Annotated in this window: 23 protein-coding genes; 18 read left to right on the top strand and 5 right to left on the bottom strand. The window is 62.5% G+C overall.

Annotated elements, in window-relative coordinates:
* From FP2506_RS14305 to FP2506_RS14280, 6 genes are all read left to right on the top strand, one after another.
* The gene (locus FP2506_RS14305) at positions 1 to 636 is read left to right on the top strand and encodes a DsbE family thiol:disulfide interchange protein (protein ID WP_007068250.1); all 636 of its coding nucleotides are present in this window, start codon (positions 1 to 3) and stop codon (positions 634 to 636) included.
* Positions 637 to 769: 133 nt separating this feature from the next.
* Positions 770 to 1,987, top strand: a complete 1,218-nt coding sequence (locus FP2506_RS14300) for an argininosuccinate synthase (protein ID WP_007068249.1) — start codon at positions 770 to 772, stop codon at positions 1,985 to 1,987.
* 131 nt (positions 1,988 to 2,118) lie between these two features.
* On the top strand, positions 2,119 to 2,592 hold the full coding sequence (locus FP2506_RS14295) for a hypothetical protein (RefSeq protein ID WP_007068248.1): 474 nt from the start codon (positions 2,119 to 2,121) through the stop codon (positions 2,590 to 2,592).
* 154 nt (positions 2,593 to 2,746) lie between these two features.
* Complete coding sequence (locus FP2506_RS14290) at positions 2,747 to 3,766, top strand: 1-aminocyclopropane-1-carboxylate deaminase (protein ID WP_040489160.1); 1,020 nt, start codon at positions 2,747 to 2,749, stop codon at positions 3,764 to 3,766.
* Positions 3,767 to 3,888: 122 nt separating this feature from the next.
* Positions 3,889 to 6,219 (top strand): 1-deoxy-D-xylulose-5-phosphate synthase N-terminal domain-containing protein, encoded by a 2,331-nt coding sequence (locus tag FP2506_RS14285; protein ID WP_081448419.1) that lies wholly within the window; start codon positions 3,889 to 3,891, stop codon positions 6,217 to 6,219.
* A 55-nt stretch (positions 6,220 to 6,274) separates the two neighbouring features.
* On the top strand, positions 6,275 to 7,648 hold the full coding sequence (locus tag FP2506_RS14280) for an NAD(P)H-dependent oxidoreductase (RefSeq protein WP_007068245.1): 1,374 nt from the start codon (positions 6,275 to 6,277) through the stop codon (positions 7,646 to 7,648).
* A 9-nt stretch (positions 7,649 to 7,657) separates the two neighbouring features.
* Here the strand turns inward: FP2506_RS14280 and FP2506_RS14275 are convergent, their stop codons facing one another.
* Entirely contained in the window at positions 7,658 to 8,659 is a 1,002-nt protein-coding gene (locus FP2506_RS14275; RefSeq protein ID WP_007068244.1) for a cytochrome P450 family protein, read from the bottom strand.
* A gap of 510 nt (positions 8,660 to 9,169) precedes the next feature.
* Here FP2506_RS14275 and FP2506_RS18985 point away from each other — a divergent pair.
* The 8 genes from FP2506_RS18985 (at position 9,170) to FP2506_RS14235 (ending at position 15,969) form a co-directional block, all read left to right on the top strand.
* A complete protein-coding gene (locus FP2506_RS18985) occupies positions 9,170 to 9,403 on the top strand; it encodes a phosphopantetheine-binding protein (RefSeq protein WP_187289055.1) in 234 nt (77 codons plus the stop codon).
* A complete protein-coding gene (locus FP2506_RS14265) occupies positions 9,403 to 10,140 on the top strand; it encodes a class-II aminoacyl-tRNA synthetase family protein (protein ID WP_202814199.1) in 738 nt (245 codons plus the stop codon). Before FP2506_RS18985 ends, FP2506_RS14265 begins: the two co-directional genes overlap by 1 nt.
* The gene (locus FP2506_RS14260; protein WP_007068241.1) at positions 10,133 to 11,683 is read left to right on the top strand and encodes an AMP-binding protein; all 1,551 of its coding nucleotides are present in this window, start codon (positions 10,133 to 10,135) and stop codon (positions 11,681 to 11,683) included. The genes FP2506_RS14265 and FP2506_RS14260 overlap by 8 nt, the downstream gene beginning before the upstream one ends.
* Entirely contained in the window at positions 11,676 to 12,545 is an 870-nt protein-coding gene (locus tag FP2506_RS14255) for an MBL fold metallo-hydrolase (protein ID WP_007068240.1), read from the top strand. Before FP2506_RS14260 ends, FP2506_RS14255 begins: the two co-directional genes overlap by 8 nt.
* Positions 12,546 to 12,652: 107 nt before the next feature.
* Entirely contained in the window at positions 12,653 to 12,973 is a 321-nt protein-coding gene (locus FP2506_RS14250) for a 2Fe-2S iron-sulfur cluster-binding protein (RefSeq protein WP_007068239.1), read from the top strand.
* 214 nt (positions 12,974 to 13,187) lie between these two features.
* Positions 13,188 to 13,904: a TetR/AcrR family transcriptional regulator gene (locus FP2506_RS18120; RefSeq protein WP_007068238.1), complete on the top strand. Its 717-nt coding sequence runs from the start codon at positions 13,188 to 13,190 to the stop codon at positions 13,902 to 13,904.
* Between the two features lie 183 nt (positions 13,905 to 14,087).
* Positions 14,088 to 14,639 (top strand): pyridoxamine 5'-phosphate oxidase family protein, encoded by a 552-nt coding sequence (locus FP2506_RS14240; protein WP_187289054.1) that lies wholly within the window; start codon positions 14,088 to 14,090, stop codon positions 14,637 to 14,639.
* A 166-nt stretch (positions 14,640 to 14,805) separates the two neighbouring features.
* Positions 14,806 to 15,969, top strand: coding sequence for a helix-turn-helix transcriptional regulator (locus tag FP2506_RS14235; RefSeq protein ID WP_007068236.1), 1,164 nt, complete (start codon positions 14,806 to 14,808; stop codon positions 15,967 to 15,969).
* Positions 15,970 to 16,050: 81 nt separating this feature from the next.
* Here FP2506_RS14235 and gltA read toward each other — a convergent pair whose 3' ends face one another.
* Both gltA and gltX read right to left on the bottom strand, forming a co-directional pair.
* Positions 16,051 to 17,343, bottom strand: coding sequence for a citrate synthase (gltA, locus tag FP2506_RS14230; RefSeq protein ID WP_007068235.1), 1,293 nt, complete (start codon positions 17,341 to 17,343; stop codon positions 16,051 to 16,053).
* Positions 17,344 to 17,501: 158 nt separating this feature from the next.
* Positions 17,502 to 18,926, bottom strand: a complete 1,425-nt coding sequence (gltX, locus tag FP2506_RS14225) for a glutamate--tRNA ligase (RefSeq protein ID WP_007068234.1) — start codon at positions 18,924 to 18,926, stop codon at positions 17,502 to 17,504.
* 108 nt (positions 18,927 to 19,034) lie between these two features.
* On the opposite strand from gltX, the gene FP2506_RS18115 reads away from it, so the two are divergent.
* Positions 19,035 to 21,413, top strand: coding sequence for a ComEC/Rec2 family competence protein (locus FP2506_RS18115; RefSeq protein ID WP_050765083.1), 2,379 nt, complete (start codon positions 19,035 to 19,037; stop codon positions 21,411 to 21,413).
* A 149-nt stretch (positions 21,414 to 21,562) separates the two neighbouring features.
* Here the strand turns inward: FP2506_RS18115 and lexA are convergent, their stop codons facing one another.
* Positions 21,563 to 22,279 (bottom strand): transcriptional repressor LexA, encoded by a 717-nt coding sequence (gene lexA / locus FP2506_RS14215; RefSeq protein WP_007068232.1) that lies wholly within the window; start codon positions 22,277 to 22,279, stop codon positions 21,563 to 21,565.
* A 239-nt stretch (positions 22,280 to 22,518) separates the two neighbouring features.
* Here lexA and FP2506_RS14210 point away from each other — a divergent pair, with 239 nt between their 5' ends.
* From FP2506_RS14210 to FP2506_RS18110, 3 genes are read left to right on the top strand one after another with little or no spacing between them, the layout of a single operon-like run.
* Positions 22,519 to 24,138 carry a peptide chain release factor 3 gene (locus FP2506_RS14210; RefSeq protein ID WP_007068231.1) on the top strand — a complete coding sequence of 540 codons (1,620 nt, stop codon included), beginning with the start codon at positions 22,519 to 22,521 and terminating at the stop codon, positions 24,136 to 24,138.
* A gap of 12 nt (positions 24,139 to 24,150) precedes the next feature.
* Positions 24,151 to 24,876 (top strand): DNA repair protein RecO, encoded by a 726-nt coding sequence (recO, locus tag FP2506_RS14205; RefSeq protein ID WP_007068230.1) that lies wholly within the window; start codon positions 24,151 to 24,153, stop codon positions 24,874 to 24,876.
* A gap of 31 nt (positions 24,877 to 24,907) precedes the next feature.
* Entirely contained in the window at positions 24,908 to 25,354 is a 447-nt protein-coding gene (locus FP2506_RS18110) for an acyl-CoA thioesterase (protein ID WP_007068229.1), read from the top strand.
* Here FP2506_RS18110 and FP2506_RS14195 read toward each other — a convergent pair.
* Positions 25,333 to 26,256 (bottom strand): DMT family transporter, encoded by a 924-nt coding sequence (locus FP2506_RS14195; protein WP_007068228.1) that lies wholly within the window; start codon positions 26,254 to 26,256, stop codon positions 25,333 to 25,335. The genes FP2506_RS18110 and FP2506_RS14195 overlap by 22 nt on opposite strands.
* Positions 26,257 to 26,258: the final 2 nt, after the last annotated feature.

Below are 26,258 nucleotides of genomic sequence, written 5' to 3'. Positions count from 1 at the left end.
ATGAGCGACAGCGAAACTCAGAACGCCAAGCCATCCGGCACGAAGCGCGGCTTTCTCGTCGCCTTGCCGCTCCTCCTCTTTGCGGGTCTTGCGGGTCTGTTCTTTTACGCACTGCACCAGAACCAGCTCGGCCGCGACATCACCGAAATTCCGTCAGTGCTGATCGATAAGGCCGCACCGAATACGGTTCTGCCTCCACTCGAAGGCCTCGAGCTCGCAAACGGCGAGCCGATCCCCGCCCTCGACATGAGCGCACCGCACGACAAGCCGATGCTCGTCAACGTCTTCGCCTCCTGGTGCGGCCCGTGTCGGCAGGAGCATCCGCTGCTGATGGAACTCGCGAAGGACGACCGGATCGACATCGTCGCCATCAATTACAAGGACAAGCCCGCCAACGCCCGCGGCTTTCTGGAATCCCTCGGCAATCCTTACGACGCCATCGGCGTCGACCAGAAGGGCGCGGCGACGATCGACTGGGGCGTCTACGGCGTGCCGGAAAGCTTCCTCGTCTCGACGGACGGCCGCATCGTCTACAAGCAGACCGGCCCGTTCTCCGAACAGTCCTTCCGCCAGGAACTGATGCCGGCTTTGGAGAAGCTGCTCGAAGAGGGCGGCGAAAAACCCGCCGTCGGCTGATAGCGGCGGCCAGTTCGACCTCTCACGGTCCAAACGCCGATCTTCTCTCGAACCATCGCGGTACCCGAGGTTTTCTTGTGCGCCAAGCTTGCTATAGAGCGCGGCAAGGACAACACGCCTCGAAAGAACCCCCATGCCCCTTCCCCGCGACGTCAAGAAGGTCGTACTCGCCTATTCCGGCGGGCTCGACACCTCGATCATCCTGAAATGGCTGCAGACCGAACTCAATGCGGAGGTGGTGACCTTCACCGCCGATCTCGGCCAGGGTGAGGAGCTCGGTCCCGCGCGCGAAAAGGCAGAGCGGGCCGGCGTGAAGGACATCTATATCGAGGACGTACGCGAAGAATTCTGCCGCGACTTCGTCTTCCCGATGTTCCGCGCGAACGCCGTCTACGAAGGCACCTATCTGCTGGGCACTTCGATCGCCCGGCCTCTGATCTCCAAGCGGCTCGTCGAGATCGCCCGGGAGACAGGAGCCGATGCCATTGCCCATGGCGCGACAGGCAAGGGCAACGATCAGGTGCGCTTCGAGCTTTCCGCCTATGCGCTCGACCCGGACATCAAGGTGATCGCGCCCTGGCGGGACTGGGAGTTCAAGTCGCGCACCGAGCTTCTCGATTTCGCCGAGAAGAACCAGATCACCGTGACCAAGGACAAGCGCGGCGAGGCACCGTTCTCGGTCGACGCGAACCTCCTCCACTCTTCCTCCGAGGGCAAGGTGCTTGAGGACCCGAACGAGGGCCCGCCGCCCTACGTCTTCATGCGCACGGTCTCGCCGGAAGAAGCGCCTGACACGCCGACCACGATCACCATCGGCTTCGAGAAGGGCGATCCGGTCTCGATCGACGGCACCGCGATGAAGCCGCACGAGATCCTGGCCAAGCTCAACGATCTCGGTCGCGACAACGGCATCGGTCGCCTAGATCTCGTCGAGAACCGCTTCGTCGGCATGAAATCGCGCGGCATCTACGAGACGCCGGGCGGGACGATCCTTCTCGCGGCGCACCGGGCGATCGAATCGATCACCCTCGATCGAGGCGCGATGCACCTCAAGGATCAGCTCATGCCGCAATATGCCGAGCTGATCTACAATGGCTTCTGGTTCTCGCCCGAGCGGGAGATGCTGCAGGCGGCGATAGACAAGAGCCAGAGCCAAGTGGAAGGCACCGTGCGGCTGAAGCTCTACAAGGGCAATGTCATCGTCGAGGGCCGCGAGAGCGCGAAATCGCTCTACAACGACGCGCTCGTCACCTTCGAGGACGATCACGGCGCCTACGACCAGAAGGACGCCGCCGGCTTCATCCGCCTCAACGCGTTGCGGCTCCGCACGTTGGCGAAGCGGGATCGCTGAGCACACCCAAGCCCCGGAACTTGGGATCGCCTGCCGCCGGACCGAAGTTCGAGCGGCTACCCATCGGGATTTCTTGCGATAGCATCGCCGATCTGCGATCTTCCCCTGGGTCGTCAGGGAGGAAGATCCGCTTGAACGTCAAACGCGCAATCGGTGCGGCGTGGTTCGCACTTGCCGCGATGCTTGCGGGGCCCGCGCCCGCGCAGAGCCTCGATGCGATCGAACGCTACAAGGCGGACCTCGCCGAAACCTGCCGTGACGCCGATCTCGGTGCGCTCGTTCTGCACGAGGGTTTCGAAACGCGGAAGGATCTAACGGGCGACGGCATTCCGGATGTCATTCTCTCGCAGCATTCCGCAGTTTGCGAACGCGCCGCCTCGGTCTTTTGCGGGAGCGGCGGCTGCAATATCGCTATCTTTCGAGCAACTGGCGGCGGATACGAGAACATCTTTGAGATTCTGACCCAATCGTTCGAACTGACGGACGTCGAAGGCAAACCTGTCATTTACTTGGGGATGCACGGCACGAATTGTGGCGGATCAGGCGCTGACCCCTGCGAGAAGTTTTTTACATGGAATGGGACGAAGTTCGTCGAATTCCGTTGAATGGTTCGTTGCTGCACTCGGCCAGTCGTGACGGGCGGCTCGGCAATCCCGCTTCGATCAATATCTACGGCTCCTGCTCGTCCCGCCCATTTCAAGCCCACACCCGTAAAATTTCCGCTAGAACCGCACCGAAACAGGTTCCGGAGAATCACTCGTGTCGTTGCTTGAAAAATTCGAACGCTATCCACTCACCTTCGGCCCGACGCCGATCGAACATCTGCCGCGGCTGACCGAGGCGCTCGGCGGCAAGGTGGAGATCTACGCCAAGCGCGAGGACTGCAATTCCGGGCTCGCCATGGGCGGCAACAAGCTGCGCAAGCTCGAATATATCGTGCCGGACGCGCTCGCCTCGGGGGCCGATACGCTGGTCTCGATCGGCGGCGTTCAGTCGAACCACACACGCATGGTCGCGGCGACGGCGGCCAAACTCGGCCTGAAATGCGTGGTGATCCAGGAAAAATGGGTGCCCCATCACGATGCGGTCTACGACCGGGTCGGCAATATCCTGATGACCCGCTTGATGGGCGCCGATTCGCGCCTCGTCGACGACGGGTTCGACATCGGCATCCGCAAAAGCTGGGAGGATGCGATCCGCTCGGTCGAGGAGGCCGGCGGCAAGCCCTATCCGATCCCGGCCGGGGCCTCAGTCCACAAGTTCGGGGCGCTCGGCTATGTCGGCTTTGCCGAAGAGGTCGCCGCGCAGGAGGCCGAACTCGGCTTCAAGTTCGACTACGTCGTCGTCTGCGTCGTCACCGGCTCCACCCAGGGCGGCATGATCGTCGGCTTCGCTGCGCAGGACAGGGCTGACCGCGTCATCGGCATCGATGCCTCCGGCACGCTCGACCAAACTCGGTCGCAGGTGCGCTCCATCGTCGACAACACCGCCGTGCTGGTCGGCCTCGGACGTTCCGTCCGCGAGGACGAGATCGTCATTAATCCGGACTACGCCTATCCGGCCTACGGCGTCCCCTCAGAAGAAACCAACGATGCGATCCGCCTCGCCGCCCGCACCGAGGCGATGATGACCGATCCTGTTTATGAGGGGAAATCCATGCAGGGCATGATCGATCTCACGAAGAAGGGATTCTTCCCGGAAGGCTCGAAAGTGCTCTACGCCCATCTCGGCGGCGCACCTGCCCTCAACGGCTATAGCTATTATTACAAGGACGGCTGAGGCCTCGACGGCCTGAGGCGGAACGGGGAGAGCGTTCCGCCATTCGGTGAAGAAGGGAGGACTTCTTGTCTCAAGATCCATTGAAGCTCGTGGAGAGTCGGCTGCTCTGGCTCTCGCACTGGATGATCCATCACGCCAATCATATCCGCCCCAAGGTGGACCGCATCAAGGTCGGTGGCCATCAGGCGTCCTCCGCCTCCATGGTGCAGATCATCACGGCGCTCTACTTCTCGGCACTGCGGCCGGAGGATCGGGTGGCGGTGAAGCCCCACGCCTCGCCGGTCTTCCATGCCATGCAATATCTCATGGGCAACCAGACCCGCGAGCAGCTCGAAGCCTTTCGCGGGTTAGGCGGCGCCCAGAGCTATCCGAGTCGCACGAAAGATAAAGACGACGTCGATTTCTCGACGGGCTCGGTCGGCCTCGGCGTCGCGGTGACGAGCTTCGCCTCGATCGTTCAGGATTACATTCAGGCCAAGACCTGGGGCGCGGATGTGCCGCTCGGGCGCATGGTCGCGCTCGTCGGCGATGCGGAACTCGACGAAGGCAATGTCTACGAGGCCCTGCAGGAGGGCTGGAAGAACGATCTTCGGAATTGCTGGTGGATCATCGACTACAACCGCCAGTCCCTCGACGGCATCGTGCGCGAGGGCCTGTTCGAGCGGATCGAGAAGATGTTCGCCGTCTTCGGCTGGGACGTCGTGCGCGTCAAGCACGGCGCGCTCCAGCGGGCGGCCTTCGAGGAGCCGGGCGGGACAAAGCTGCGCGACTGGATCGACGCCTGCTCGAACCAGGAGTATTCGGCCCTTACCTTCATGGGTGGCGCTGTTTGGCGCGAGCGGCTGATGAACGATCTCGGCGATCAGGGTGACGTCTCGGCCCTCATCGACCGGCGCAGCGACGGAGAGCTCGCCGATCTCATGGAGAATCTCGGCGGCAACTGCACCGCGACCATGGCCGAGACCTTCGCGTCGATTGATCACGATCACCCGACCTGCTTCCTCGCCTATACAATCAAGGGCTGGGGCACGCCGATCGCCGGCCACAAGGACAATCACGGCGGGCTGATGACGAAGGGCCAGTTCGCCGAATGGCAGCAGCATATGGGCGTAGCTGAGGGCGAGGAATGGGAGCCCTTCGCGACGATCGAGGATGTCGACGCCTTCAAGGCGTTTCTCGACGAGGTGCCGTTCTTCACAAAGGGAACGCGCCGGCTGAAGGACGACAAGATTTCGGTTCCGAAGGTCGCGCCGCCCAAGGACAAGACGCTCTCCACCCAGGCTGCCTTCGGAAAGATCCTCGACGATCTCGCCAAGGGCGACAGCGCACTGGCCGCCCGCATCGTCACCACCTCGCCGGACGTCACCGGCACCACCAATCTCGGGCCCTGGGTGAACCGGCGCAAGCTCTTTGCCCGCAAGGACCAGCTCGACGCCTTCATCGAGCACAAGATCCCCTCAACCGCGAAATGGGTGTTCGCTCCGGAGGGCCAGCATATCGAACTCGGCATCGCCGAGATGAACCTCTTCCTTCTGCTCGCTGCCTCTGGCCTCTCCCACTCCCTCTTCGGCAAGCGGCTGATCCCCATCGGCACGCTCTACGATCCATTCGTCAATCGCGGCCTCGATGCCCTGAACTATGCCTGCTATCAGGACGCCCGCTTCATCGTCGTTGGCACACCTTCGGGCGTCACGCTGGCCCCGGAAGGCGGGGCACATCAATCGATCGGCACACCGCTGATCGGCATGAGCCAGGACGGGCTCTCGGCCTTCGAGCCGGCCTTTGCGGACGAGCTCGCGGTCATCATGGAATGGGCGTTCGAATATCTGCAGCGTGACGGCGAAGCCGTTCTTAACGAGCGCACATGGCTGCGCGACGAGACCGGCGGCTCGGTCTATCTGCGCCTCACCACCAACCCGATCGAGCAGATCGGGACGCGCGCCGACGACGCCTTCCGGCAGGGCGCGATCGACGGCGCCTACTGGCTGAAGAAGCCGGGCCCAAATTGCGAGGTCGTCATCGCCTATCAGGGCGCGGTTGCGCCGGAAGCGATCAAGGCGGCAGGCATTCTCGGCGAGGGGCGGCGCGATATCGGCGTTCTCGCCGTTACTTCGGCGGACCGTTTGAACTCCGGCTGGCTCGCCGCCCAGCGCGCCCGCTCGCGCGGCAACCGGGAGGCACGATCCCATATCGAGCGGCTGTTCGAGGCGCTGCCGCGCGGCTGCCACCTCGTCACCGCGATCGACGGGCACCCGACGACGCTGTCATGGCTCGGCGCGGTCGCCGGCCACCCGACGATCCCGCTCGGCGTCGAGCATTTCGGCCAGACCGGCACGATCGGCGATCTCTACGACCATTTCGGCATCGACGCCGCGAGGATCGTCGACCGCGTGGAGGGGCTGACGGCGGGACGGAAGCTCTCCGAGAGCGTTCGCGCGACGATCGGAAGCTGAAGACCGGAAGCGCAGCTTTCGAAAAAGACCATACCGGCAGGGAGGGCCGAAACCCATGAATCTTTACACCAAGCTCAAGGCGCGGCAGGACGCAGGCAAGCCGATCCGGGTGGGGCTGATCGGCTCAGGCAAGTTCGGCTCGATGTTCCTCAGCCAGGTGCGGCACGTGCCGGGCATGCATCTTTACGGCATCGCCGATCTCTCGGCGGCACGCGCCGAGGAGGCGCTGACCAACACCGGCTGGGATGCCGATGCCGTTCTCGCCTCCAGCTTCGAGGACGCCCTGTCCTCCGGCCGCACGATGATCAGCGAGGACTCGGACGCCCTCATCAAGGCGTCTGGCCTCGACGTCGTCATCGACGCGACGGGAAGCCCCGCCGCGGGCATCCGCCACGCCCTGCTCGCCGCCGAGGAAGGCCGGCACATCGTGATGGTCAATGTCGAAGCGGATGTCCTTGCCGGGCCCTATCTCGTCAAGAAGTTCGACACCGCCGGTCTCGTTTATTCCATGGCTTACGGCGACCAGCCGGCGCTTGTCTGCGAGATGATCGACTGGGCGCGCACCTGTGGCTTCAAAATCGTCGCCGCCGGCAAAGGCACGAAATACCTCCCCCAATACGCCGCCTCGACGCCGGACACGGTCTGGACCCATTACGGGCTGACGCCCGAGGAGGCGAAGGCCGGCGGCATGAACCCGCAGATGTTCAACTCTTTCCTCGACGGCACGAAATCGGCGCTGGAAATGGCTGCGATCTCCAATGCCGCCGATCTCCTCGCGCCGCGTGACGGGCTTAAGTTTCCGCCCGCCGGGACGCACGATCTCGCAAATGTGCTCAAACCCGTCGCCGCCGGCGGCATGCTGGAGGAAGCCGGGATGGTGGAGTGCGTGTCCAGCGTCGAGCGCGACGGCCGGCACGTCTTCGGCGATCTCCGCTGGGGCGTCTACGTCACCTTCGAGGCGATGGACGAGGCCGGTCGCGGCGCGGATTACGTCCGGCGCTGCTTTCGCGAATATCAGGTCGTCACCGACACCTCCGGGCGCTACGCGACCCTCTTTCGGCCCTCACACCTGATCGGCCTCGAACTGCCGGTCTCGGTCGCGAGCGCTGCCTTACGCGGCGAGCCGACCGGACGCACCAATGCACTCGTCTCGGATGTGGTCGCAGTCGCCAAGAAAGCGTTGAAACCCGGCGACAGGCTCGACGGCGAGGGCGGCTACACGGTCTGGGGCCGCATCGCCCGCGCCGAGGATGCACTTCGCGCCAAGGGCCTGCCGATCGGCCTCGCCCACGGCATGTCGCTAAAGCGCGACGTCGCCGAGGGCGCGATGTTGACCTGGGACGATGTCGAAGCTGGCGAGAGCCAGGCTGTCACCGTGCGCCGGGCGATGGAGGACACCGAGCGCACGCGGCTTGGCATTTCAGGCTGACGCCAGCGATCAGGCGACCGATCGCGCTTCGCCCGCAAACCGCAGGGCGATGCCCGAAGGATGGCGGAAATTGGCCGGTCGCGGTGCCGCCGCCGTTCGCTCGAGCACGATGTCGGCCCGGTTCATCGCCATCAGCCTCTCGGTGAGAAGGGTGAGTTCCGCCTTCGCCAGCAGATGGCCGGGACAGCTGTGCTTGCCTTGGCCGAAGGTGAGATCGGAGCTGGCGCTTCCATTGGACATCGGGCAGCCGCCATTGCTCTTCACCAGGTCGACATGGACGATGTCGCCCTTCTGGAACGTGGTCTCGCCCACCCTCGCCTCGCCGCTGCAATAGCGGGTGGCGAGGCCGAGCGGCGGGTCGCGGCGCAACAGGCGGAGGATGAAGGCGTCGACGCCTTCATCTTCGCATTCGCGGACGAATCCGTCGTGATCCTCGGCCCAGAAGGCGAGCAGCGCCTTCATCGCCACCGTCGTCGTCTCGGAGCCGGCGACGGCGAGGAGCGACAGCTCGGCCTCGCGTTCCCTGGGTTCGAGTCCGCCAAACAGCCCATTGTCCCGCTTGAATAGCGCGCTGCGGAGATAGGCCTTCGCTTCGGCTAGGCCTGGGCCTTTTACGTTGGTTTCCAGATAGGCAATTGCTGGCCGCACACGCTCGTGATGCTTCATGGGATCGATGTCTTCGCACCGGAGAAGCAGCAGGATCACACGGTTCGGCACGTAGACTGCTAGGCGCATCAGGTCGTCGTGGTCGCGGGCATCGGCGAAGCCCTCGGCCATACTGCGCTGAATGATCGAGCGATAGCTCTCGGAAGCCAGCGCACGCCTCGAGAAGTCTTGCAGCCAATTCCGCTTACGCGTGGAGTGGTCCTTGCCTTCAACGTCGAGCACAGTCGGCCCGAATAGCTGCCGGGTCGCGCGGAAGGGATGGTCGGTGCGAAACTGATTGCCTCTTAAGACTGCAACACCGTCTGCGAGGTCTTCAACATAGATCGAAACGCGGCGGTCGGCCATAGTATTTCCTTTCCGTCAATCTGGTCCTCATCCAAGACAAGAGTGAGCGTTCGCTCGGCTCCAAACGCTTGGAGAGCGATGGTCATTTTCAACTCATGGGTGCATTGTCGTCGTGTCGCAAACTGAGGAGGGCGATGGCCCAAACCCAGCCGCAAGCGTCTCATATCGGAACAATCTGCACTCTAAAAGCAATTTATTTCTCTTATTACGCGAGAATTATCTCTCTTATTGCAATCTATGGTGTTGACGTCCAAACGATCGTTTTGTAGAGAGACTCCGTGGAAGAGAAAATTGGCGCGGCCGCTCATCTGCGATTTCAACCGGGAGTAGTTCGCCTCTGCCGGGTCGACAACGCTCGGAATGCCTCCCGTGTGCGAGTGCCTATACAAAACAGCTGATGAGATTGAGCGTCCGAAAGTCTCGATATCTGAAGACAACAGCGAGACGCGATGGGCTTTCGAAAGTCCATTTCCACCAGGGAAGTTCACTCAATTACAGAAAGACTTCGAAATGCATGAATTAATCGCGACCCTTGTGATGCTTTCCGATCAGCCGGCCGATGCCATCGCTCCGGAGACCGAACTCATCGAGAGCGGGATCATAGACAGCATGAACATCGCGGAACTCTTAGCTTATATCGAGGAGAGGACTGGCCGTGCCGTCTCGCTCGAAGAGCTAGACCTCGATCAGATCAAGACGCCTTCAGCGATCATGGACGCGTATCTGGCGCGGGAGACCGCGTGATGTGTATGGCGCGGATGGCGATCGATGCGGAGCGCGAGGCGGAATTCGACGCGGCACTCGCAGGCCTTCCCTGTTTCGCCGGCGGCGTCGACGAGCGCTATGCGCCGCTCCTGCCGAAGAGCTTCGTTCTCGCCGGCAACTACCTGAAGTCATTCCCGCAACACGGCTTTTCCCTGTCGAACACGGTCCGGACCGAGGAGAACTATCTCCTCTCGCCCACCTGCTGCTACCCGGTCTTCCACGGCAAGACCGGCGCCCGCCTGGCGAAGCGCACGCTGATCACCCACAAGAATCTCTGCTTCCGCTGCGAGGACCACTATCGCGAGGGCACCCGGCAGATCGCCTTCATGATGCGCGAATACATCCTGTTCGCCTCGACTGCCGACGAAGCCTCAGCCTGGACAGTGCGGGTGAAGGAGGAAGTCGCCGGTCTCCTGCGCGGCATGGGTCTGTCCGTCGCCGTGGAAGCTGCGACCGACCCGTTCTTCAACGCGAAGGACTACAAGCAGAAGTTCCAGGAAGACCAGAACCTCAAATCCGAGTTCGTCATCGGCGGAATTGCGGTCGGATCGGTCAACCTACATCTCAGGGCCTTTTCCAAGGCCTGCGACATCCTGACGGAAACCGGTGAACCGCTTTACTCAGCTTGTTTCGGCCTTGGCTACGACCGGCTCGCCCATCAGCTTTCCCTTGCATCCGCGGCGGTCGCACCGTCGAAGGAGCCGAGCTATGTATGACGCCAACTATCTCGCCACACGTCTCGCTGCGGGATCGGCGGAAAACCGCGACGCCGCTTTTCTCGTCCTTCCGGACCTAGACCGGCACATCACCTATAAGCAGTTTTTCGCCGGCAGCGAACGGATAGCGCGGCTACTCTCCGACAGGGGCCTTGCCGCAGGCGACCGCGTTCTCGTCTACGCGCCGAAGTCGGCAACGTCGCTCGAACTCTACTTCGGCTGCCTCATCGCGGGCTTCGTCTACGTGTCGATCAACCCAGGCCTGCCGATCGACAACATGTCGTACTTCCTGAGCGATGTGGAGCCGAAAGCCGTCGTCTGCGGCGAGAAGGACCGCGTAGCGATGGCGCGCGAGGCGGAAGGGTCCGGCGCGCACCTCTTCACGCTCGATGCCGACGAGACGGGCACCCTGATCGACGCGCGAAACGCCGTCGAGCCCGGCTTCCAAGCCGTCCCGCGCGAGGCCGCTGATATCGCGGCGATCCTCTACACCTCCGGCACGACCGGCAAGCCTAAGGGCGCGGTCCACACCCATCATTCGCTCTGGTCGAATGCCGAAGCCCTGGTCGCCTCCTGGAAGTTTGCACGCGACGACGTTCTGATCCACGCGCTGCCGATCTTCCATCTCCACGGCCTCTTCACCGCAACCAATGTCGTCCTCGCAAGCGGCGGTTCCTGCCGCTACCTGCCGCGTTTCGAGCCTAAAGCAGTCTTAGACGAGATGCCGGTCTCGACCGCGCTGATGGGAGTCCCGCCCTTCTACATGCAGCTTCTGGAGACGCGGGAACTCGAACAAGCGGCGAAGAACATGCGCGTCTTCATCTCGGGATCTGCCCCCATGCTGCCGCAGACCCACCGCGCCTGGCACGAGCGGACCGGCAAGACGATCATCGAGCGTTACGGCATGACCGAATGCAGCATGATCGCCTCGAACCCTTATGACGAGGCCCGCAAGCCCAACACGGTCGGCTTTCCGTTGCCCGGCGTCACGGTGAGGATCACCGACGTGAAAAGCGGCGAGACCGTAGAGAACGGGCATTTCGGGATGATCGAGATCAAGGGGCCGAACCTCTTCCGGGAATACTGGAACAAGCCGGAGAAGACCGCCGCGGATCATACGGAAGACGGCTTCTTCATTTCCGGCGACTTCGGTCGGTACGACGCGGACGGCTATCTCAGCGTCCTCTGCCGCGTGAAGGATGCGGTGTTCACGAGCGAGGGGACGGTGCTGCCGAAGGAGGTGGAGGAGATTCTAGACGAGGACGCGGCGGTCGCCGAAAGCGCGGTTATCAGCGTGCCGACGCCCTCCGGAAGCGCCGCGCCGGTCGCAATTCTTGTTGCCAATCCCGGCGCCCAAATCGATACGGAAAGGCTGAAAAGCGCGGTCGACGCCAAACTCGACGCCTTCAAACAGCCTGTCCGTTACATCCCGGTCGGCACCATGCCGCGCAACGCCATGGGGAAGGTGCAGAAGGCGGCGTTGCGCGAGACATATGCGACATGCCTCGAGACGGCGGACGAAAAGAGCTGCGAACATGCTTGACCCGTCCGCGATCGGCGATTTCGAAGCGGCGAGCCCGAACGAGTCGGGGCCCGGTCCCGGCCTGACACTGTTCGCGATGAAAGCCGGTCGAACCGGCTTCGCCAACTACGCTTATATTGTCGCGGACTTCAGCACAGGCGATGCCGTGGTGATCGATCCCGGCTGGGAGGCCGAGTTTCTCCTCAGCTCCCTCGCCGCATTTCGTCTGCGCCTCGCCGGCATCTGCCTGACACACGGCCATCGCGACCATTGGATGGCAGCCCCGGCGATCGCGCGCGCAACTGGATGCCCCGTTCATATGTCGCGGCTCGACGCCGACCATTTCGGATTCGCTTCAAATGGGTTGAGGCCGCTCGAGGCGCCCGTGGCGCTCGCTTTCGGCTCGATCGGGATCGAGGCGCTAGAAACGCCCGGCCATACGGCGGGCTCGATTTCCTATCGCATCGGCGCCTGTCTGTTCTCCGGCGACACGCTCTTTTCCGAAGGTTGCGGCCTCTCGGATCCAAGAAACGGTGGCGGCGACAGCGGAGCCCTATTCCGGTCTCTCGACGCGCTCCGACGGACTTTGCCAGCCGAATGTCGGATCTATCCGGGCCACCGCTACCGCCAGCCGATCGGGCGGACCTTCGCCGCACTCCAACGCGGTAACGTCTATCTGAAATTTCGGGAACTCGAGGCCTTTGCCGGCTTCTGCAAGAGGCCAGCGCGGGCCCGACAGGCCCCGCCCGCGATAGGCAGCGTGCCGGATATGACGCCGGAACTGGTGACGCTCCATGACCCTGAAAAGCTCTGCCGAAAAACCGAACGAGAGATCAGGCATGTCTCGGTCGAGGACGGTTCAACGCTTCGATGCGCAAGTTAAATCGCCTGTATTCAACCGAATTTACCGAACCTGCCCCAATCGGAACATTTCTGCCGCGGCTCTGCCAGCCGCACGCAATTCTACCGTAGCCTCGCGAGGAGCGAACGATGATCACGATTACGATGCGCAACCAGGACGGCCACGCGCGAACCCTTCACGGCGAGGCTGGCCTTAGCCTGATGGAAGTGGCAGTCCGCAACGGCATCGACGGGATCGAGGCATCCTGCGGCGGTGCATGTTCCTGCGCAACCTGCATGGTCTACGTCGATGAAAGCTGGCGCGCGCGGCTCGTGCCGCGTAGCGAGTTCGAGGAAGACATGCTGGAACTTGCCTTTGAGGCGGACGAAACCTCCCGTCTCGCGTGCCAAATCAGGCTCGGCCCTGAACATGACGGCCTCGTCGTCACCGTTCCAGGCGAGCAGACCTAGGAAGATCGGTAGTTTGGAGGAAAGCCGGCTGTGGCACGATTGCGACGACGATGCATCGCAAATTGCCCAAACCTTTTGATTATGCAGCCCCATGGCGCATCATGCTATTCTAACGCATAAAAAGCCTTATACACAGCAGCACGATTGTACAGCAGCACTTGCGCGCTCAGCCGGCCTCCCATAGAAACGAACGATCGTTTACTGGAGGTAGAACATGGTCAAGTCGTCGCGGGAACAGATCATCATCGCGTCACGCGATCTGATCCGGGAAAAGGGCTATGCCGGCACGTCGATGCAGGACGTTGCCGAGCGTGTCGGCCTCCTGAAAGGAAGTCTTTACACCCACGTCAAAAACAAGGGAGAGCTCGTATCCGAAGTTCTCGCTCTCACCTATGCCGAAATCTTCACCGACGTGGAAAACACCGGCGACTGGCGCTACGATTTCGAGAGAGCCCTCGGAGGCCTCGTGGAAACGCTTACCGAGGGTCGTCGCTGCATCGGCTTCCAACTCGCCTACAGCTATAGCGGCATGCCCTATGAGCTGAGATCTGCAGTCAAAGCCTTCTTCGACGATATTCACGCGTTCTTCATTCATTGTCTCAGGCAAGGTCTCGACGACGATATTGCCGAACGTTTCGCCCGCGAATGCATCATCGCAGTCGAGGGTGCCACGCTCTACCTCGTTCTCGAACGGGGCGATGCGGCGGTTCAGGCGGTCAAGGTCTCATTGCTCGAGCGGGCGGACGGTCTGGCGATGGATTTCCCGGATCCTGAGGCACGCAGGCTGCTCGACGCCACCATGGGAGACTGGCGCTGGGCAAGCGTTGCGGAAAAGACGCTGGCACTGCGGGCGGTCAAAGCTGAGAGAAACCACTTCACCGCACAGTGCGCTCAGACCGACCGTGTAGCGGCCGAGAACTGCGTTCGATAGAGGCTGATACTGGAACGCGGCACGAATTAGCAGGCCGTTTCCAGCGATCTCCACGTATCTGTCTAGCCACCGTGATTGCGGTGGCGCCCCGGCCTGCATTCAAATCAGCATCTGAAGGTTGCACCTGGCTGAGCGGGAGCTTATGGTGCAAGTTGCACGCTCAGAATGCAGGGGGCTCGGCTCGTGAGGAGTACGGGGGACTTCGCGCCGGATCTGTTGCCAGACAACGCTCTCGGCCACGCCGGTGAATTGGCGATGCGCGATCGGTATCCGACGCGCTATCGCTGGGATGAGAACAATCTTCGGGCGATGATGCGTCCGGCGATCACGGAACCTCTTGCCCGCTTCATCGAAGCGCAGCCGATGTTTTTCATCGCAACGGCAAGTTCCGACGGTCATTGCGACGCAAGCTTTCGTGGCTGCGAAACCGACAGCTCCGGGAGACCGTTGCCGGCCATCCGGGTCATCGGCCCCAACCACCTCGTCTTCCCGGACTTCTCCGGCAACGGGCTCTACAACAGCCTTGGGAACATCGCCGTCAATCCACATGTCGGCATGCTGTTCATCGACTTCGAAACGCAGCGCCGTTGCCGGGTCAACGGCATAGCAAAGATTGAGCGCGCCGGCGCCGAGATCAAGAAGGTTTGGCCGCTCGCTCAGGCCGTTGTGGTGGTGACGGTCGAGCAGGCCTTCGGCAATTGCCAGAGCCGCATTCCGCAGATGCGTTTCGTGTAAAATCGCCGCATCGCCCTCGCTTCCACTCTCCTTTCAGTCAGAATCACGAACCATCCATTCTTCGTTGCTTTCCAACGCTTGGCTTTTTCCGCGAGGCGTGCACCATGTACTCTCTGATTCCCAAAGCGGTGGCGTTCGTCCTTGAGGCGCCCGATGGTTTGACTTGATGGTGACCGAGCGGCATACGATCCCAGATCTCACCTACGCCACCCTCCCGGCGCTCTACGACATGACGTCTGTTGCTGATGGCTGGCAGGAGACGCTGGACGGTGTCGCGGGGTCCATCGAGACCGGCACCGGCGCGATCATATTCGGCATCTCTGGATTCGACGACATCTATCGACCAGACCGGGTCTGCAGCTTTTTTGCCGAGCGTTTTCATATGACGGAGACTTGGCTGTCTCGGTTCCGGCACTACGAGGAGCAGGCGGAACGGACCTTGCTTGGTTTGAAACCCGGCGAGATCTGGACCGACCGCAGCACATGGTCGGAAGAAGAGCTGATCGGTCGTGACGACCAATTATTCCTGCTGAATCGCCTCGGCACCCGCTCGCGATATGCCGCTCCGATGATCGCACAGGATGGTTGGCGGGCAGGAATACTCGTTCACTGTTCGGGCCAGGGCGAGAAAATCGATCGATCGGCCCATGCCGTCCTTAATTTTCTTTCGCCCCACCTTTCAGCCTCACTCGGTCTACGGCGGTTGATCAGCGGGTTGATCGCGAAATACCAAGCGGTGCTCGGCGTTCTCGATCGGATCTCCGTCGGTCTCATGCTGGCAAAAGGGTCTGGCGAAATCGTTCTCGCTAATGAGGCCGCCAAATCCACGATGGACAGGCATGGCGGGATCACCCTTTGCGGCAATAGTCATCTACGAACCCGTGACGAAAGGTTGACCCGTCGCATTGTGAAAGCGATCCAATCGGCTGGCGACGCGGCCTACCGGCTGAACCGTCCGGCTCATGAGATACTGCTCAGCCCCTCCTCGGGCTTCACCGAACCGCTACTGATCGAAGTCTCGCCTATGCGAGATGGCGCTCGGGAAATGGATCGCGGCTTCGCGGGCGCGCTCGTCACAATCATCGACCCGAACGATCCGCCGACTGTCGATCCGCAGCATCTGGCTGCTCTTCACGGTCTGTCGCCGGCTGAAACAGCGGTCATGGGCCTGATCCTCAAAGGCTACACTTTGCCCGCAATTGCAGAGGTTCGCGGTGTCTCGCCCCATACGGCACGCACACAGATCCGCACGATCTACCGCAAAACAGGTGCCGACGGCCGTGGCAGCCTGGCACTGAAGGCAGCGCATTTGAGGCCGCCTGTGCTCTGATCGCCGTCGCGGAAACGAGGAACGGGCCGGAACATCCGTCCCGACCCGTCCGTCATCGTTTCATCTGTCGCGATCGGCGCCTCAGCCGCGATCCTGGACCGGCATGTAGTCGCGTTGCGGGGCGCCGGTATATAGCTGGCGCGGGCGACCAATCCGCTGCTTCGGATCCTCGATCATCTCTTTCCACTGGGCGATCCATCCGACGGTCCGTGCCACGGCGAAGAGCACCGTGAACATCGCGGTCGGGAAGCCGAGCGCCTTCAAGGTGATACCAGAATAGAAGTCGACGTTCGGATAAAGCTTCTTGTCGATGAAATACTGATCGGTCAGCGCGATGCGCTCCAGTTCCATCGCGACCTCAAGAAGCGGATCGTCGCGCACACCGAGTTCGTCGAGCACTTCATGGCAGGTCTTCTGCATGATCTTCGCGCGCGGATCGTAGTTCTTGTAGACCCGGTGCCCAAAGCCCATCAGACGGAACGGATCGTTCTTGTCCTTCGCGCGCGCGATGAATTCCGGGATACGGTCTGCTGTCCCGATCTCCATCAGCATGTTGAGCGCAGCCTCGTTGGCGCCGCCATGGGCCGGGCCCCACAGACATGCAACACCAGCCGCGATACAGGCGAACGGGTTCGCGCCTGACGAGCCTGCGAGACGGACGGTCGACGTCGAGGCGTTCTGCTCGTGATCGGCATGCAGAGTGAAGATACGGTCCATGGCACGCGCGAGAACCGGATTGATCTCGTAGGGTTCGCATGGAACCGCGAAGCACATGTGGAGGAAATTTTCCGCGTAATCGAGGTCGTTTCGCGGGTAAACGAAGGGCTGGCCGATGTGATATTTATAGGCCATCGCCGCGATCGTCGGCATCTTCGCAATCATCCGCAGCGATGCGACCATGCGCTGATGCGGATCGGCGATGTCGGTCGAATCGTGATAGAAGGCAGAGAGCGCACCGACGCAAGCGACCATCACGGCCATCGGATGGGCGTCACGGCGGAAACCGGTGAAGAACCGATTCATCTGCTCGTGCACCATGGTATGGCGCGTCACCCGGTAGACGAAGTCTTCCTTCTCTCGAGCCGTTGGCAGTTCACCGTAGAGCAGCAGATAGCAGGCTTCGAGATAGTCGCCCTTCTCGGCAAGTTCGTCGATCGAATAGCCGCGATGGAGAAGGATTCCATTGTCGCCGTCGATATACGTGATCTTCGACTCGCAGGAGGCAGTCGAGGAGAAACCAGGATCGAAGGTGAAAAGACCCGTATCCTTATAAAGCTGGGTCACATCGACGACTTCGGGACCAATGGTTCCACTGCGGCGCGGCAGTTCGGCCTGTTCGGAGTCCATCGTGAACTTCGCGGATTGATCCGTCATCTCTTTCCCCTTCCGGTCGCAGCCGCTCTTGTTATCAAATGGTTTTTGCAGCGCACAAGGTTTCCACTGCTCTGCCTACTTCATCCGTGAGGACGGAACAAGTTGAGACCTTGCACTGCGGTATAGATCATCGATCCGGAATCGCGAAAGCGATTCGATTAGCTGGGAAACTGGTCCCTCAGGCGGGCCAAAGCTTCCTCCCGGCCGAGAACCGCCAGGACATCGAACACGCCGGGCGAAGTCGATCGCCCGGTGAGTGCCGCACGCAGAGGCTGCGCCGCCTTGCCCAGCTTCAGACCCTTTTCCTCGGCAAAGGTACGCACCTCCGCTTCCAGAGGCTCGACCGCCCAGTCGGCAACCGCTTCGAGGCGCGGCGTCAGTTCGGCGATTGTGTCGCGGCCACCATCGGCGAGGATCGTTTCCGCCTTCTCCTCTAAAGGAAGCGGACGCTGGGCAAAGAGATAGGTCGCGCTGTCGGCGAGCTCGACGAGGGTCTTGGCGCGCTCCTTTAGGCCAGGCATTGCCGCTAGAAGCCTGGCGCGCACCTCTGCGTCCGGGCCGCCCTTGAGGATATCGCCGTTCGGCAAGGCGTCACGTTCGGCCATCAGCTGATCCGTCAGGGCTTCGTCGCCGGACTGGCGGATCCACCAGCCGTTCAGGGCTTCGAGCTTCTTGAAGTCGAACCGCGCCGCACCCTTGTTGATCTCGGAAACGTCGAACCAGGCGATCATGTCCTCGGTCGAGATGATCTCGTCGTCGCCATGGGCCCAGCCGAGCCGGACCAGATAGTTGCGCAAGGCGACAGGCAGATAGCCCATCGCGCGATAGGCCTCGATGCCGAGCGCGCCGTGCCGCTTGGAAAGCTTGGCGCCGTCCGGTCCATGGATGAGCGGGATATGCGCCATCACCGGCACGTCCCAACCCATCGCCTTGTAGATCAGGGCCTGGCGCGCGCCGTTGGTGAGGTGATCGTCGCCGCGGATGATGTGGGTGACGCCCATGTCGTGATCGTCGACGACGACAGCGAGCATATAAGTGGGCGATCCGTCCGAACGCAGGAGCACGAAGTCGTCGAGCTCCTTGTTGTTGAAGCGCACCCGGCCCTGCACCTGGTCGTCGACGATCGTCTCGCCATCGAGCGGCGCCTTCAGCCGGATCACAGGATCGACGCCGGACGGCGCCTCGGACGGGTCGCGGTCGCGCCAGCGCCCGTCGTAGCGCGGCGCACGTTTCTCGGCTTTCGCCTTCTCGCGCATCTCGGCGAGCTCTTCCTGACTGGCATAGCACTTGTAGGCCTGGCCCTTCGCGAGAAGTTCCTCCACCACAGCACGATGCCGGTCGCCGTTGGCGAACTGCGAGACCGGCTCGCCGTCCGCCTCGAGGCCCATCCATTTCAGGCCCTCGATAATCGCGTCGACCGCCTCCGGTGTCGAGCGCTCCCGGTCCGTATCCTCTATGCGCAGCAGCATTCTGCCGCCCTTGGCCCGAGCATAGAGCCAGTTGAACAGCGCGGTGCGCGCTCCACCGATGTGGAGAAATCCGGTGGGCGAGGGCGCGAAACGGGTGACGACGCCGTCCGTCATGTCTTTTCCATTCATTTCAGATAGCAAAACGCTCGATTTTTCGGTCGCGTCTTTTCGCGGGGTGTGTACCATAGCTCATCCATGAAACAAGGAACGGACCGGCGGGCGTTGAGCGAACCGGCAGACCAGGATCTAGCAGGCACCGGGGGCACGCGCTTCACGCCCGTTCCTGAGGCGCTCCTCGATCGTTTGGCCTCGCTGGCCCGATTGGCGGCTTCGAGCCGGTTGCCGCAGTTCGGCGAATGGCTGGCGGCCGAATGGGAAAACGAACGCGCGCACCGCACGACCTTCCATCTGATCCCGGTTTCGATGGCTGCGGGCGCCGTAGCCGTTTTCGGCCTGGGAGCGGGCTTGACGGTCATGGCCGTGCTGGGCGTCTTTCTCGCACTCGCAGTCCTGTCGATCCGCTTTACGAAAAGCGCAACGAGCCCGACGCTGATCCTTGTCCTCGCCAGTCTCTTGGCCGGACTGTGCTTTTCCCATTTCGAACTTCGGCGCACCGGAACGACGATCTTCTCCGGTCAGGCGACGGTCTTCATCAAGGGACGCGTCGCAGGCCACGAACTCGATGATCGCCAGCGTTCCCGCTATCTCGTTGACATCAACTCGACGGAACGGCCGGTTCTTTCCCGTCCGCCGGAGCGCGTTCGGATCGTCGTGGCAGGTGAGCACGATGTCATGCGGCCGGGTGATCGCTTCGAGGGGCTCGTGCGGCTGCGCCCGCCTGCTGGCCCGGCCTTTCCCGGCAGCTACGACTTCGCCTTCGTACCCTACTTCGAAGGCCTTGGAGCATATGGATTCTCCCTCGGTATCCCGAAGCCTCGGTCCGAGTTGAGTACGGAGGGTCCACCGCCAACGCTTTCGGAACAGGTGGCCATCGCGGTGGCCGATCTGCGCGGTATGGTGACCGATCGCATCCGCGCGATCATTCCAGGCCAACCCGGCGCGGTCGCCGCTGCTCTTGTCACCGGACAACGTAACGGTATCGACGAAGAGACCAGCGAGGCACTCCGCGCAACCGGACTTGCGCACATACTTGCGATTTCCGGCCTCCACGTCGCGCTCGTCGCCGGGTTCGCCATGGTTTCGATCCGCCGAAGTCTCGTTCTGGTCGGTCATCTCGCCCTGGTCTGGCCGATCAAGAAAATCGCGGCGGTGGGCGCGATCGGTGTCTCGACCTTCTACCTCGTCCTCTCCGGGTCGAGCGTCGCCACCGAACGCGCCTATCTGATGCTTCTCGTTATGCTGCTCGCCGTTCTCTTCGACCGGCCGGCAATCACCATGCGCAATGTGTCGATCGCGGCGATCGCGATCCTAGCGCTTAGCCCGCACGCGGTGATGACTGCTAGTTTCCAGATGAGCTTCGCCGCCACCATCGGTCTCGTCGGCGTCTACGGAGCCTTCAGTAGATATCGCGGCGGGCGTTCTCGCGATATATCCGAAGGCGCGCTTCGCACGGTCTTCTTCTTTCTCGTGGGAACCGCCGCCACGGCGCTGATCGCCGGTCTTGCGACGACACCCTATTCCATTTTCCATTTTCAGCGCTTTGCGCCCTTCGGCCTCGTCGCCAATCTGCTGGTCATGCCACTCTTCTCGCTGCTGATCATGCCGATGGCGCTGCTCGGCGTCGTCCTCATGCCGGTCGGCCTCGATGCGATCCCGTTGACCGCTGTCGGCATGGGCCTCGACGCGTTGATCGCGATCGCCTTCGATCTCGCTTCGCAACTGCCGGACCAGAGCACAGGCCTCGTCCGCCCATCGGCCTTGATCACCCTATCAGCTGCGCTTCTGATCTTCTGTATCCCCGTCGGTCGGCTGCGATGGCTTGCGGTGCCATTCCTCGCGACGGGGCTCGTCATGGCCATCGACCGCGCCGCTACCCCGGAGTTTCTCATCTTCGAGGACGGCAAGACTTTCGCGCTTATCGAGAACGGCACAATCGCCTATTCCAAGGGCCGGCCCAACAGCTTCGTCTCCGACCAATGGGACCGTGCCTATCGGGCCGAGGGGACCGAGCGCGGTCTCATCCCCGGGCTTAAAGACTGTGAGTCTAAGATCTGCCGCTTCACAACTCCGTCCGGTATCACTGTCGCCTACACCACCGACTACCGTCTGCTCGGCGAAGCCTGCGATAGCGCCGAGATCGCCTTCGTCGCCCGAGCTGCCCGAACCCGCCGATGCCGTTCAGGCGCACATCTCGTCACCCTCAGGACCCTGCGCCGGAGCGGGTCGCTCGCCATAGCGCGCGATCCGTCATCGGGCGAGATCGTCGTCAGCCGCTCGGTGTTGGCCGCTCCGGCTGACTGGAACCGCCATCGCCACGCGCCTTGGCCGGAATACTGGCGCAAGCCTGAGGCCGACGATGGGACGAGTCCGAAAAAGCCATCATCGACAATGCCGCCCGGCAAAACCTCATCGGAGAATTCGCCATCGAACGATCCGGAAAAGCCCGGACACGCGCCATCTTCATTCGCCTCAACCGAATAGAACAGGGACCGGAGAACCGGGGAAATCCGGAGGACGGCGCTTAGGCTAAACCCTGCTTCGGGAGCGTTGATATCCGGCCTTCGCATTCAACTTGGTGCAGAGGCGGCGTCGGTTTTGCCGCGCCGCGACAACCGCCGGGACGATCGCCGTCAGTAACGCCGGATCAACCCGACCAGCTTGCCCTGGACGCGCACCCGGTCCGCCCCGAAGATGCGAGTCTCGTAGGCTGGGTTGGCCGCTTCCAGCGCGATGGTATCGCCTTTCTTACGGAAGCGCTTCAGCGTCGCCTCCTCGTCGTCGACAAGGGCCACCACGATCTCGCCCGGAACGGCCGTTTCGCTTCGCCTGATGACCACCGTGTCGCCGTCTAGGATACCCGCCTCGATCATCGAATCACCCTTCACTTCGAGGGCGTAGTGCTCGCCGCCCATGATCATGTCGGGTGGGATCGAAATCGAATGAGTGTTGTGCTGGATCGCGGAGATCGGAACGCCGGCCGCGATGCGGCCCATGACGGGGATTGAAACGTTCTCATTTGCTGCGCCCTCGTCCGAAGCGCCCCGCGGCTTGGGCGGTTGACCCTTGGAACCTTCGATGACGCTCGGCTTGAAGCCGCGCTGCGCCGGTTGCTGCGGCTCGGGCCTCCGCATCGCATCCGGCAGCTTGAGGACTTCAAGAGCCCGCGCCCGGTTCGGCAGGCGGCGGATAAAGCCGCGCTCCTCGAGCGCAGTGATCAACCGATGAATGCCAGACTTCGACTTCAGTTCGAGCGCATCCTTCATCTCGTCAAAGGATGGCGGGACGCCGGTCTCGTTGAGCCGCGCGTCGATGAATTTCAGAAGTTCGTGCTGCTTGCGCGTAAGCATACGTCTCGGCGCCTCCAAACAAATCCTGAACGAGCCTATATGTTCTTATTGTGTTCCGCAAGAGGTGCATCGGAACGAATCGGGAATCAATCAAATTGATACCGGCGCAGTTTCGCAAGGTCACGGCTTGTGCGACATGCGATGAAACGTACATCTGTCCGCAAGGTCGCCTCACGAAGACGCCGCTTTTGTCGGCGAAGAGAGCACGCGACCTCCTGAGAGAATTGAGAAAACCCGTTATGAGCAGCCTTGCCCTCGCGGCCGATGACCAGCCAATATCGGCGCCTTCCGCGAAGAACGCCTTTTCGAACCGCCGCACTTTCGCGATCATTTCGCACCCGGACGCCGGTAAGACGACGCTGACGGAGAAGCTCCTCCTCACCGGCGGCGCGATCGAGATGGCGGGTGCGGTGCGTGCCAAGGGCAACAAGGCGCGCGCCAAATCCGACTGGATGGGCATCGAGAAGGATCGCGGCATCTCTGTCACCTCGTCGGTGATGACCTTCCAGAAGGACGGCATCAACTTCAACCTTCTCGATACGCCGGGCCACAGCGACTTTTCCGAAGACACCTATCGGACGCTGACCGCCGTCGACTCGGCGATCATGGTGATCGACGCGGCAAAAGGCATCGAAGGTCAGACCCGGAAGCTGTTCGAGATCTGCCGCCTGCGCGACATCCCGATCATCACCTTCGTGAACAAGATCGACCGCGAAGGCCGCGATCCGTTCGAACTCCTCGACGAGATCGAAGAGCAGCTCGCCATGGACGTCGCGCCCATGGTCTGGCCGGTGGGTCAGGGCGGACTCTTCAAGGGCGTCTACGATCTTGCCGAGCACGATTTCATCTCGGCGAAGGGCGATGGCACGAAACATTTCGACGGCGGGCTCGACGATCCGGCGCTGGAGAAGGCACTCGGCGCCGAGACCTATTCCGGCTTTCGCGAGGCGGCGGAACTGGCCGGCGAGGGCTATGCCAGTTTCGATGCCCAGAGCTATCGCGACGGCCATCTGACGCCGGTCCTCTTCGGCTCGGCGCTCGAGAACTTCGCTGTCGACCGGTTGATGGACCTCATTGCCGCTCATGCACCCGAGCCGCGCCCGCAGCCCTCGGACAAGGGCCCTATCGATCCCTCCGGCGAGAAGGTTTCCGGCTTCGTCTTCAAGGTGCAAGCGAACATGGACCCCAAGCACAGGGATCGCGTCGCCTTCGTTCGCTTCTGCTCGGGTCATTTCAAGCGCGGCATGAAGCTCGACCATGTGCGCTCGGGCAAGGCGATCGCGGTCTCGAACCCGATCTATTTCGTGGCTCAAGAGCGCTCGCTCACGGAAGAAGCCTATGCCGGGGACGTGATCGGCATTCCGAACCACGGCACGCTGCAGGTGGGCGACACGCTGACCGAGGGCGAGACTTTCCGGTTCACCGGCCTCCCTGCCTTCGCGCCGGAAGTGCTGCGCCGGGTACGTCTCGAAGACACGATGAAGATGAAGCAACTGCGCCGGGGTCTCGAAGACCTTGCGCAGGAAGGCCTCGTTCAGGTGTTCCGCCCGACGATCGGCTCGGACTGGATCGTCGGCGTCGTCGGGCCGCTCCAGCTCGACGTTCTCGCCTCGCGCATCTCGGGCGAGTACAAGGCCGACGTCACCTTCGAGCCGGTACAGTACAATGTCGCGCGCTGGATCAGATGCGCCAACGAGCAGACGCTCAAGCAGTTCATCAAGGACAACACCAACCAGATCGTCCGCGACCGGGACGACCGCCCGGTCTATCTCTGCCGCGACGACTGGGATCTGCGCTACATCATGGAGCGCAACAAGGACATCGCCTTCGATGCGACCCGCGAGATCGTTCAGCAATAGGGGCGTCAGCCCATGGAATGGCGTGAGGAAGGCGTCGTTCTCGGTGTCCGCCGCCATGGCGAGACCAGCGTCATCGCCGAACTGATGACCCGCTCGCGCGGTCGGCATCTGGGGCTCGTGCGGGGCGGGCGATCGAAGGCGATGCGGCCCGTTCTCCAGCCCGGTAATTCGGTGATGGCCCATTGGCGGGCGCGGCTCGACGAGCATATGGGAGCCTTCGCGCTGGAGCCTGTCGCCTCGCGCGCCGGCGGGCTGATGGAAAGCACCGTCGGCCTCCATGGCGTGCAGCTGGCCGCGAGCCACCTGCGGCTTCTTGCCGAGCGCGATCCCCATCCGCGGCTTTACGACGGGCTCATCGTCCTCATCGAAAACCTGAATGCGGATCGCCTGACGGCCGGCGAACTCATGCTGCGCTTTGAGCTCGCCGTTCTGGAAGAACTGGGCTTCGGCCTCGATCTCGCCCGATGCGCGGCGAGCGGGACGAAGGAAGACCTGGTCTACGTCTCGCCGAAGAGCGGCCGGGCCGTGAGCCGCGAGCCGGGTGAGCCCTATCACGACAAGCTTCTCGCCCTCCCCGCTTTTCTCACCGACACGGATCGTGCGGCAGATGGCGAGACCCTGAGGACCGGCTTTACCCTCACCCGCTATTTCCTCTCCCGCCATGTCTACGAACCGCGCGGCCTCGACGAGCCCCACTCACGAACCAGCTTTATTTCGGCCGCGTGCGCTTCCGGCTAGACTGGCCGGTAGCGGCGATCGGGAGGGGCAGATGGCAGAAAACGAAAATGCGTGGAAAGCCGTCGATCTCGGCGGATCGGTCGTCCATCCCTGGCATCTCGATCAGTTCGGCCACATGAACGTGCGCTGGTACGCGCCCGTCTTCGACGACGCCTCGTTCCTCTTTTGGGAAAAGGCCGGTCTCTCGATGCGGGCGTTGACGGAGACCCACGGCGTTCACACGGTCACGCTGAAGGCAGAGACCGAGTTCCAGCAGGAGCTGCTTGCCGGCGACTGCACGTGGATCAAGGGCAAGATCGCCCGCATCGGCGGAAAGAGCGTCACGCTGGAGCTGACGCTCGGCACATATCGGACCGGCGAAGTCCACGCAATCTATCGGACGGTCGAGGTGTTCGTGGAAGCCCGCTCTCACAGATCCTGCGCGATCCCCGGAGCGGTTCGCGAAAAGCTGGACCGCTATCGAACCGATGACGGCTGAGGCTCCTCTTTACTCGGCCAGATTTCCAGTATGCCGGCGATCAGCACCAGCGCTCCACCCGCGAGTTCCAGCGTGCCGAGCGCTTCGCCCGCCAACCATGCGGCTGAAAGCGCGCCGATCAGCACCTCGGCCATCAGGAGAATGCCGACGCGTGCAGGCTCCAGGCGCGATGCCGCCCAGATGAGAGCGGCCATGGAGAGGCCCCACCAGAGCGCTCCGGCGAAAACGGCCCATCCAAAAGCCACGACGAATTTATCGCCACCGATACCGGTCGGGAACGGTTCGAGCGTGGGCGCGAGGAGGAGCGCGCCCACAGAAGCGCCGAATGCGAAGACAAAGGCGGACTCCGCGGGGCCGAGCGGCGCATTCGCTCGCATGCCGGTGGTCGAGATCGACCAGAGAATGCCGGAGACGAGCGCCAGCCATTCCCCCGTACCGCGCGGGATTGGGATCTCGCCCTCCGCCCCGAGCATGACGCCGAGCCCGGCGAGGCCGACCCCGATCGCCGCGATGCGCAGCCCGGTGATGGGCCAGCCCATCACGAAGCGGCCGATCAGCGTCGACCAGACAGGGGTCAGGAAGAACAGCAGGATGATGATCGCGACACGGCCGTAGACGAAACCGACCGAATAGAAGGCGAAGGCCGCCCCGCCAATCGCGATCGAAGCCAATGCCGGGAAGCCCGCTCGCGCGAGCCGCTCGCGTCGCATGACGGCGAGCGGCAGAAGCAGGACCGCGGCACTGGCGACGATTGCAAGCGAACCCCACGCGCCCGAAAGCCCGAGTGCGTCGAGACGGCGGACAGGGTACCAGTAGAACCCCCAGAGCGCGCCCGTCCCAACGACGATCAGGCTGGCGATCAGCGCGGTGCGGCGACCCGCATCGCCCTTCAGATCAGCCATTG

The organism is Fulvimarina pelagi HTCC2506 (genome assembly GCF_000153705.1).
Classification (GTDB): domain Bacteria; phylum Pseudomonadota; class Alphaproteobacteria; order Rhizobiales; family Rhizobiaceae; genus Fulvimarina; species Fulvimarina pelagi.
The sequence above is the reverse complement of the archived record's forward strand: the minus strand, read 5'-3'. Positions and strand labels throughout refer to the sequence as shown.

What these genes read in the sequence shown, in the direction of transcription:
- FP2506_RS14280 (WP_007068245.1), top strand. Translation starts at nt 6,275, where the DNA reads ATGAATCTTTACACCAAGCTCAAGGCGCGGCAGGACGCAGGCAAGCCG.
- lexA (WP_007068232.1), bottom strand. Translation starts at nt 22,279, where the DNA reads ATGCTTACGCGCAAGCAGCACGAACTTCTGAAATTCATCGACGCGCGG.
- FP2506_RS14235 (WP_007068236.1), top strand. Translation starts at nt 14,806, where the DNA reads ATGGTGACCGAGCGGCATACGATCCCAGATCTCACCTACGCCACCCTC.
- recO (WP_007068230.1), top strand. Translation starts at nt 24,151, where the DNA reads ATGGAATGGCGTGAGGAAGGCGTCGTTCTCGGTGTCCGCCGCCATGGC.
- FP2506_RS14305 (WP_007068250.1), top strand. Translation starts at nt 1, where the DNA reads ATGAGCGACAGCGAAACTCAGAACGCCAAGCCATCCGGCACGAAGCGC.
- FP2506_RS14250 (WP_007068239.1), top strand. Translation starts at nt 12,653, where the DNA reads ATGATCACGATTACGATGCGCAACCAGGACGGCCACGCGCGAACCCTT.
- FP2506_RS14265 (WP_202814199.1), top strand. Translation starts at nt 9,403, where the DNA reads ATGTGTATGGCGCGGATGGCGATCGATGCGGAGCGCGAGGCGGAATTC.
- gltA (WP_007068235.1), bottom strand. Translation starts at nt 17,343, where the DNA reads ATGACGGATCAATCCGCGAAGTTCACGATGGACTCCGAACAGGCCGAA.
- FP2506_RS14275 (WP_007068244.1), bottom strand. Translation starts at nt 8,659, where the DNA reads ATGGCCGACCGCCGCGTTTCGATCTATGTTGAAGACCTCGCAGACGGT.
- FP2506_RS14300 (WP_007068249.1), top strand. Translation starts at nt 770, where the DNA reads ATGCCCCTTCCCCGCGACGTCAAGAAGGTCGTACTCGCCTATTCCGGC.
- FP2506_RS18110 (WP_007068229.1), top strand. Translation starts at nt 24,908, where the DNA reads ATGGCAGAAAACGAAAATGCGTGGAAAGCCGTCGATCTCGGCGGATCG.
- FP2506_RS14260 (WP_007068241.1), top strand. Translation starts at nt 10,133, where the DNA reads ATGTATGACGCCAACTATCTCGCCACACGTCTCGCTGCGGGATCGGCG.
- FP2506_RS18985 (WP_187289055.1), top strand. Translation starts at nt 9,170, where the DNA reads ATGCATGAATTAATCGCGACCCTTGTGATGCTTTCCGATCAGCCGGCC.
- gltX (WP_007068234.1), bottom strand. Translation starts at nt 18,926, where the DNA reads ATGACGGACGGCGTCGTCACCCGTTTCGCGCCCTCGCCCACCGGATTT.
- FP2506_RS14195 (WP_007068228.1), bottom strand. Translation starts at nt 26,256, where the DNA reads ATGGCTGATCTGAAGGGCGATGCGGGTCGCCGCACCGCGCTGATCGCC.
- FP2506_RS14210 (WP_007068231.1), top strand. Translation starts at nt 22,519, where the DNA reads ATGAGCAGCCTTGCCCTCGCGGCCGATGACCAGCCAATATCGGCGCCT.
- FP2506_RS18120 (WP_007068238.1), top strand. Translation starts at nt 13,188, where the DNA reads ATGGTCAAGTCGTCGCGGGAACAGATCATCATCGCGTCACGCGATCTG.
- FP2506_RS14255 (WP_007068240.1), top strand. Translation starts at nt 11,676, where the DNA reads ATGCTTGACCCGTCCGCGATCGGCGATTTCGAAGCGGCGAGCCCGAAC.
- FP2506_RS14285 (WP_081448419.1), top strand. Translation starts at nt 3,889, where the DNA reads ATGATCCATCACGCCAATCATATCCGCCCCAAGGTGGACCGCATCAAG.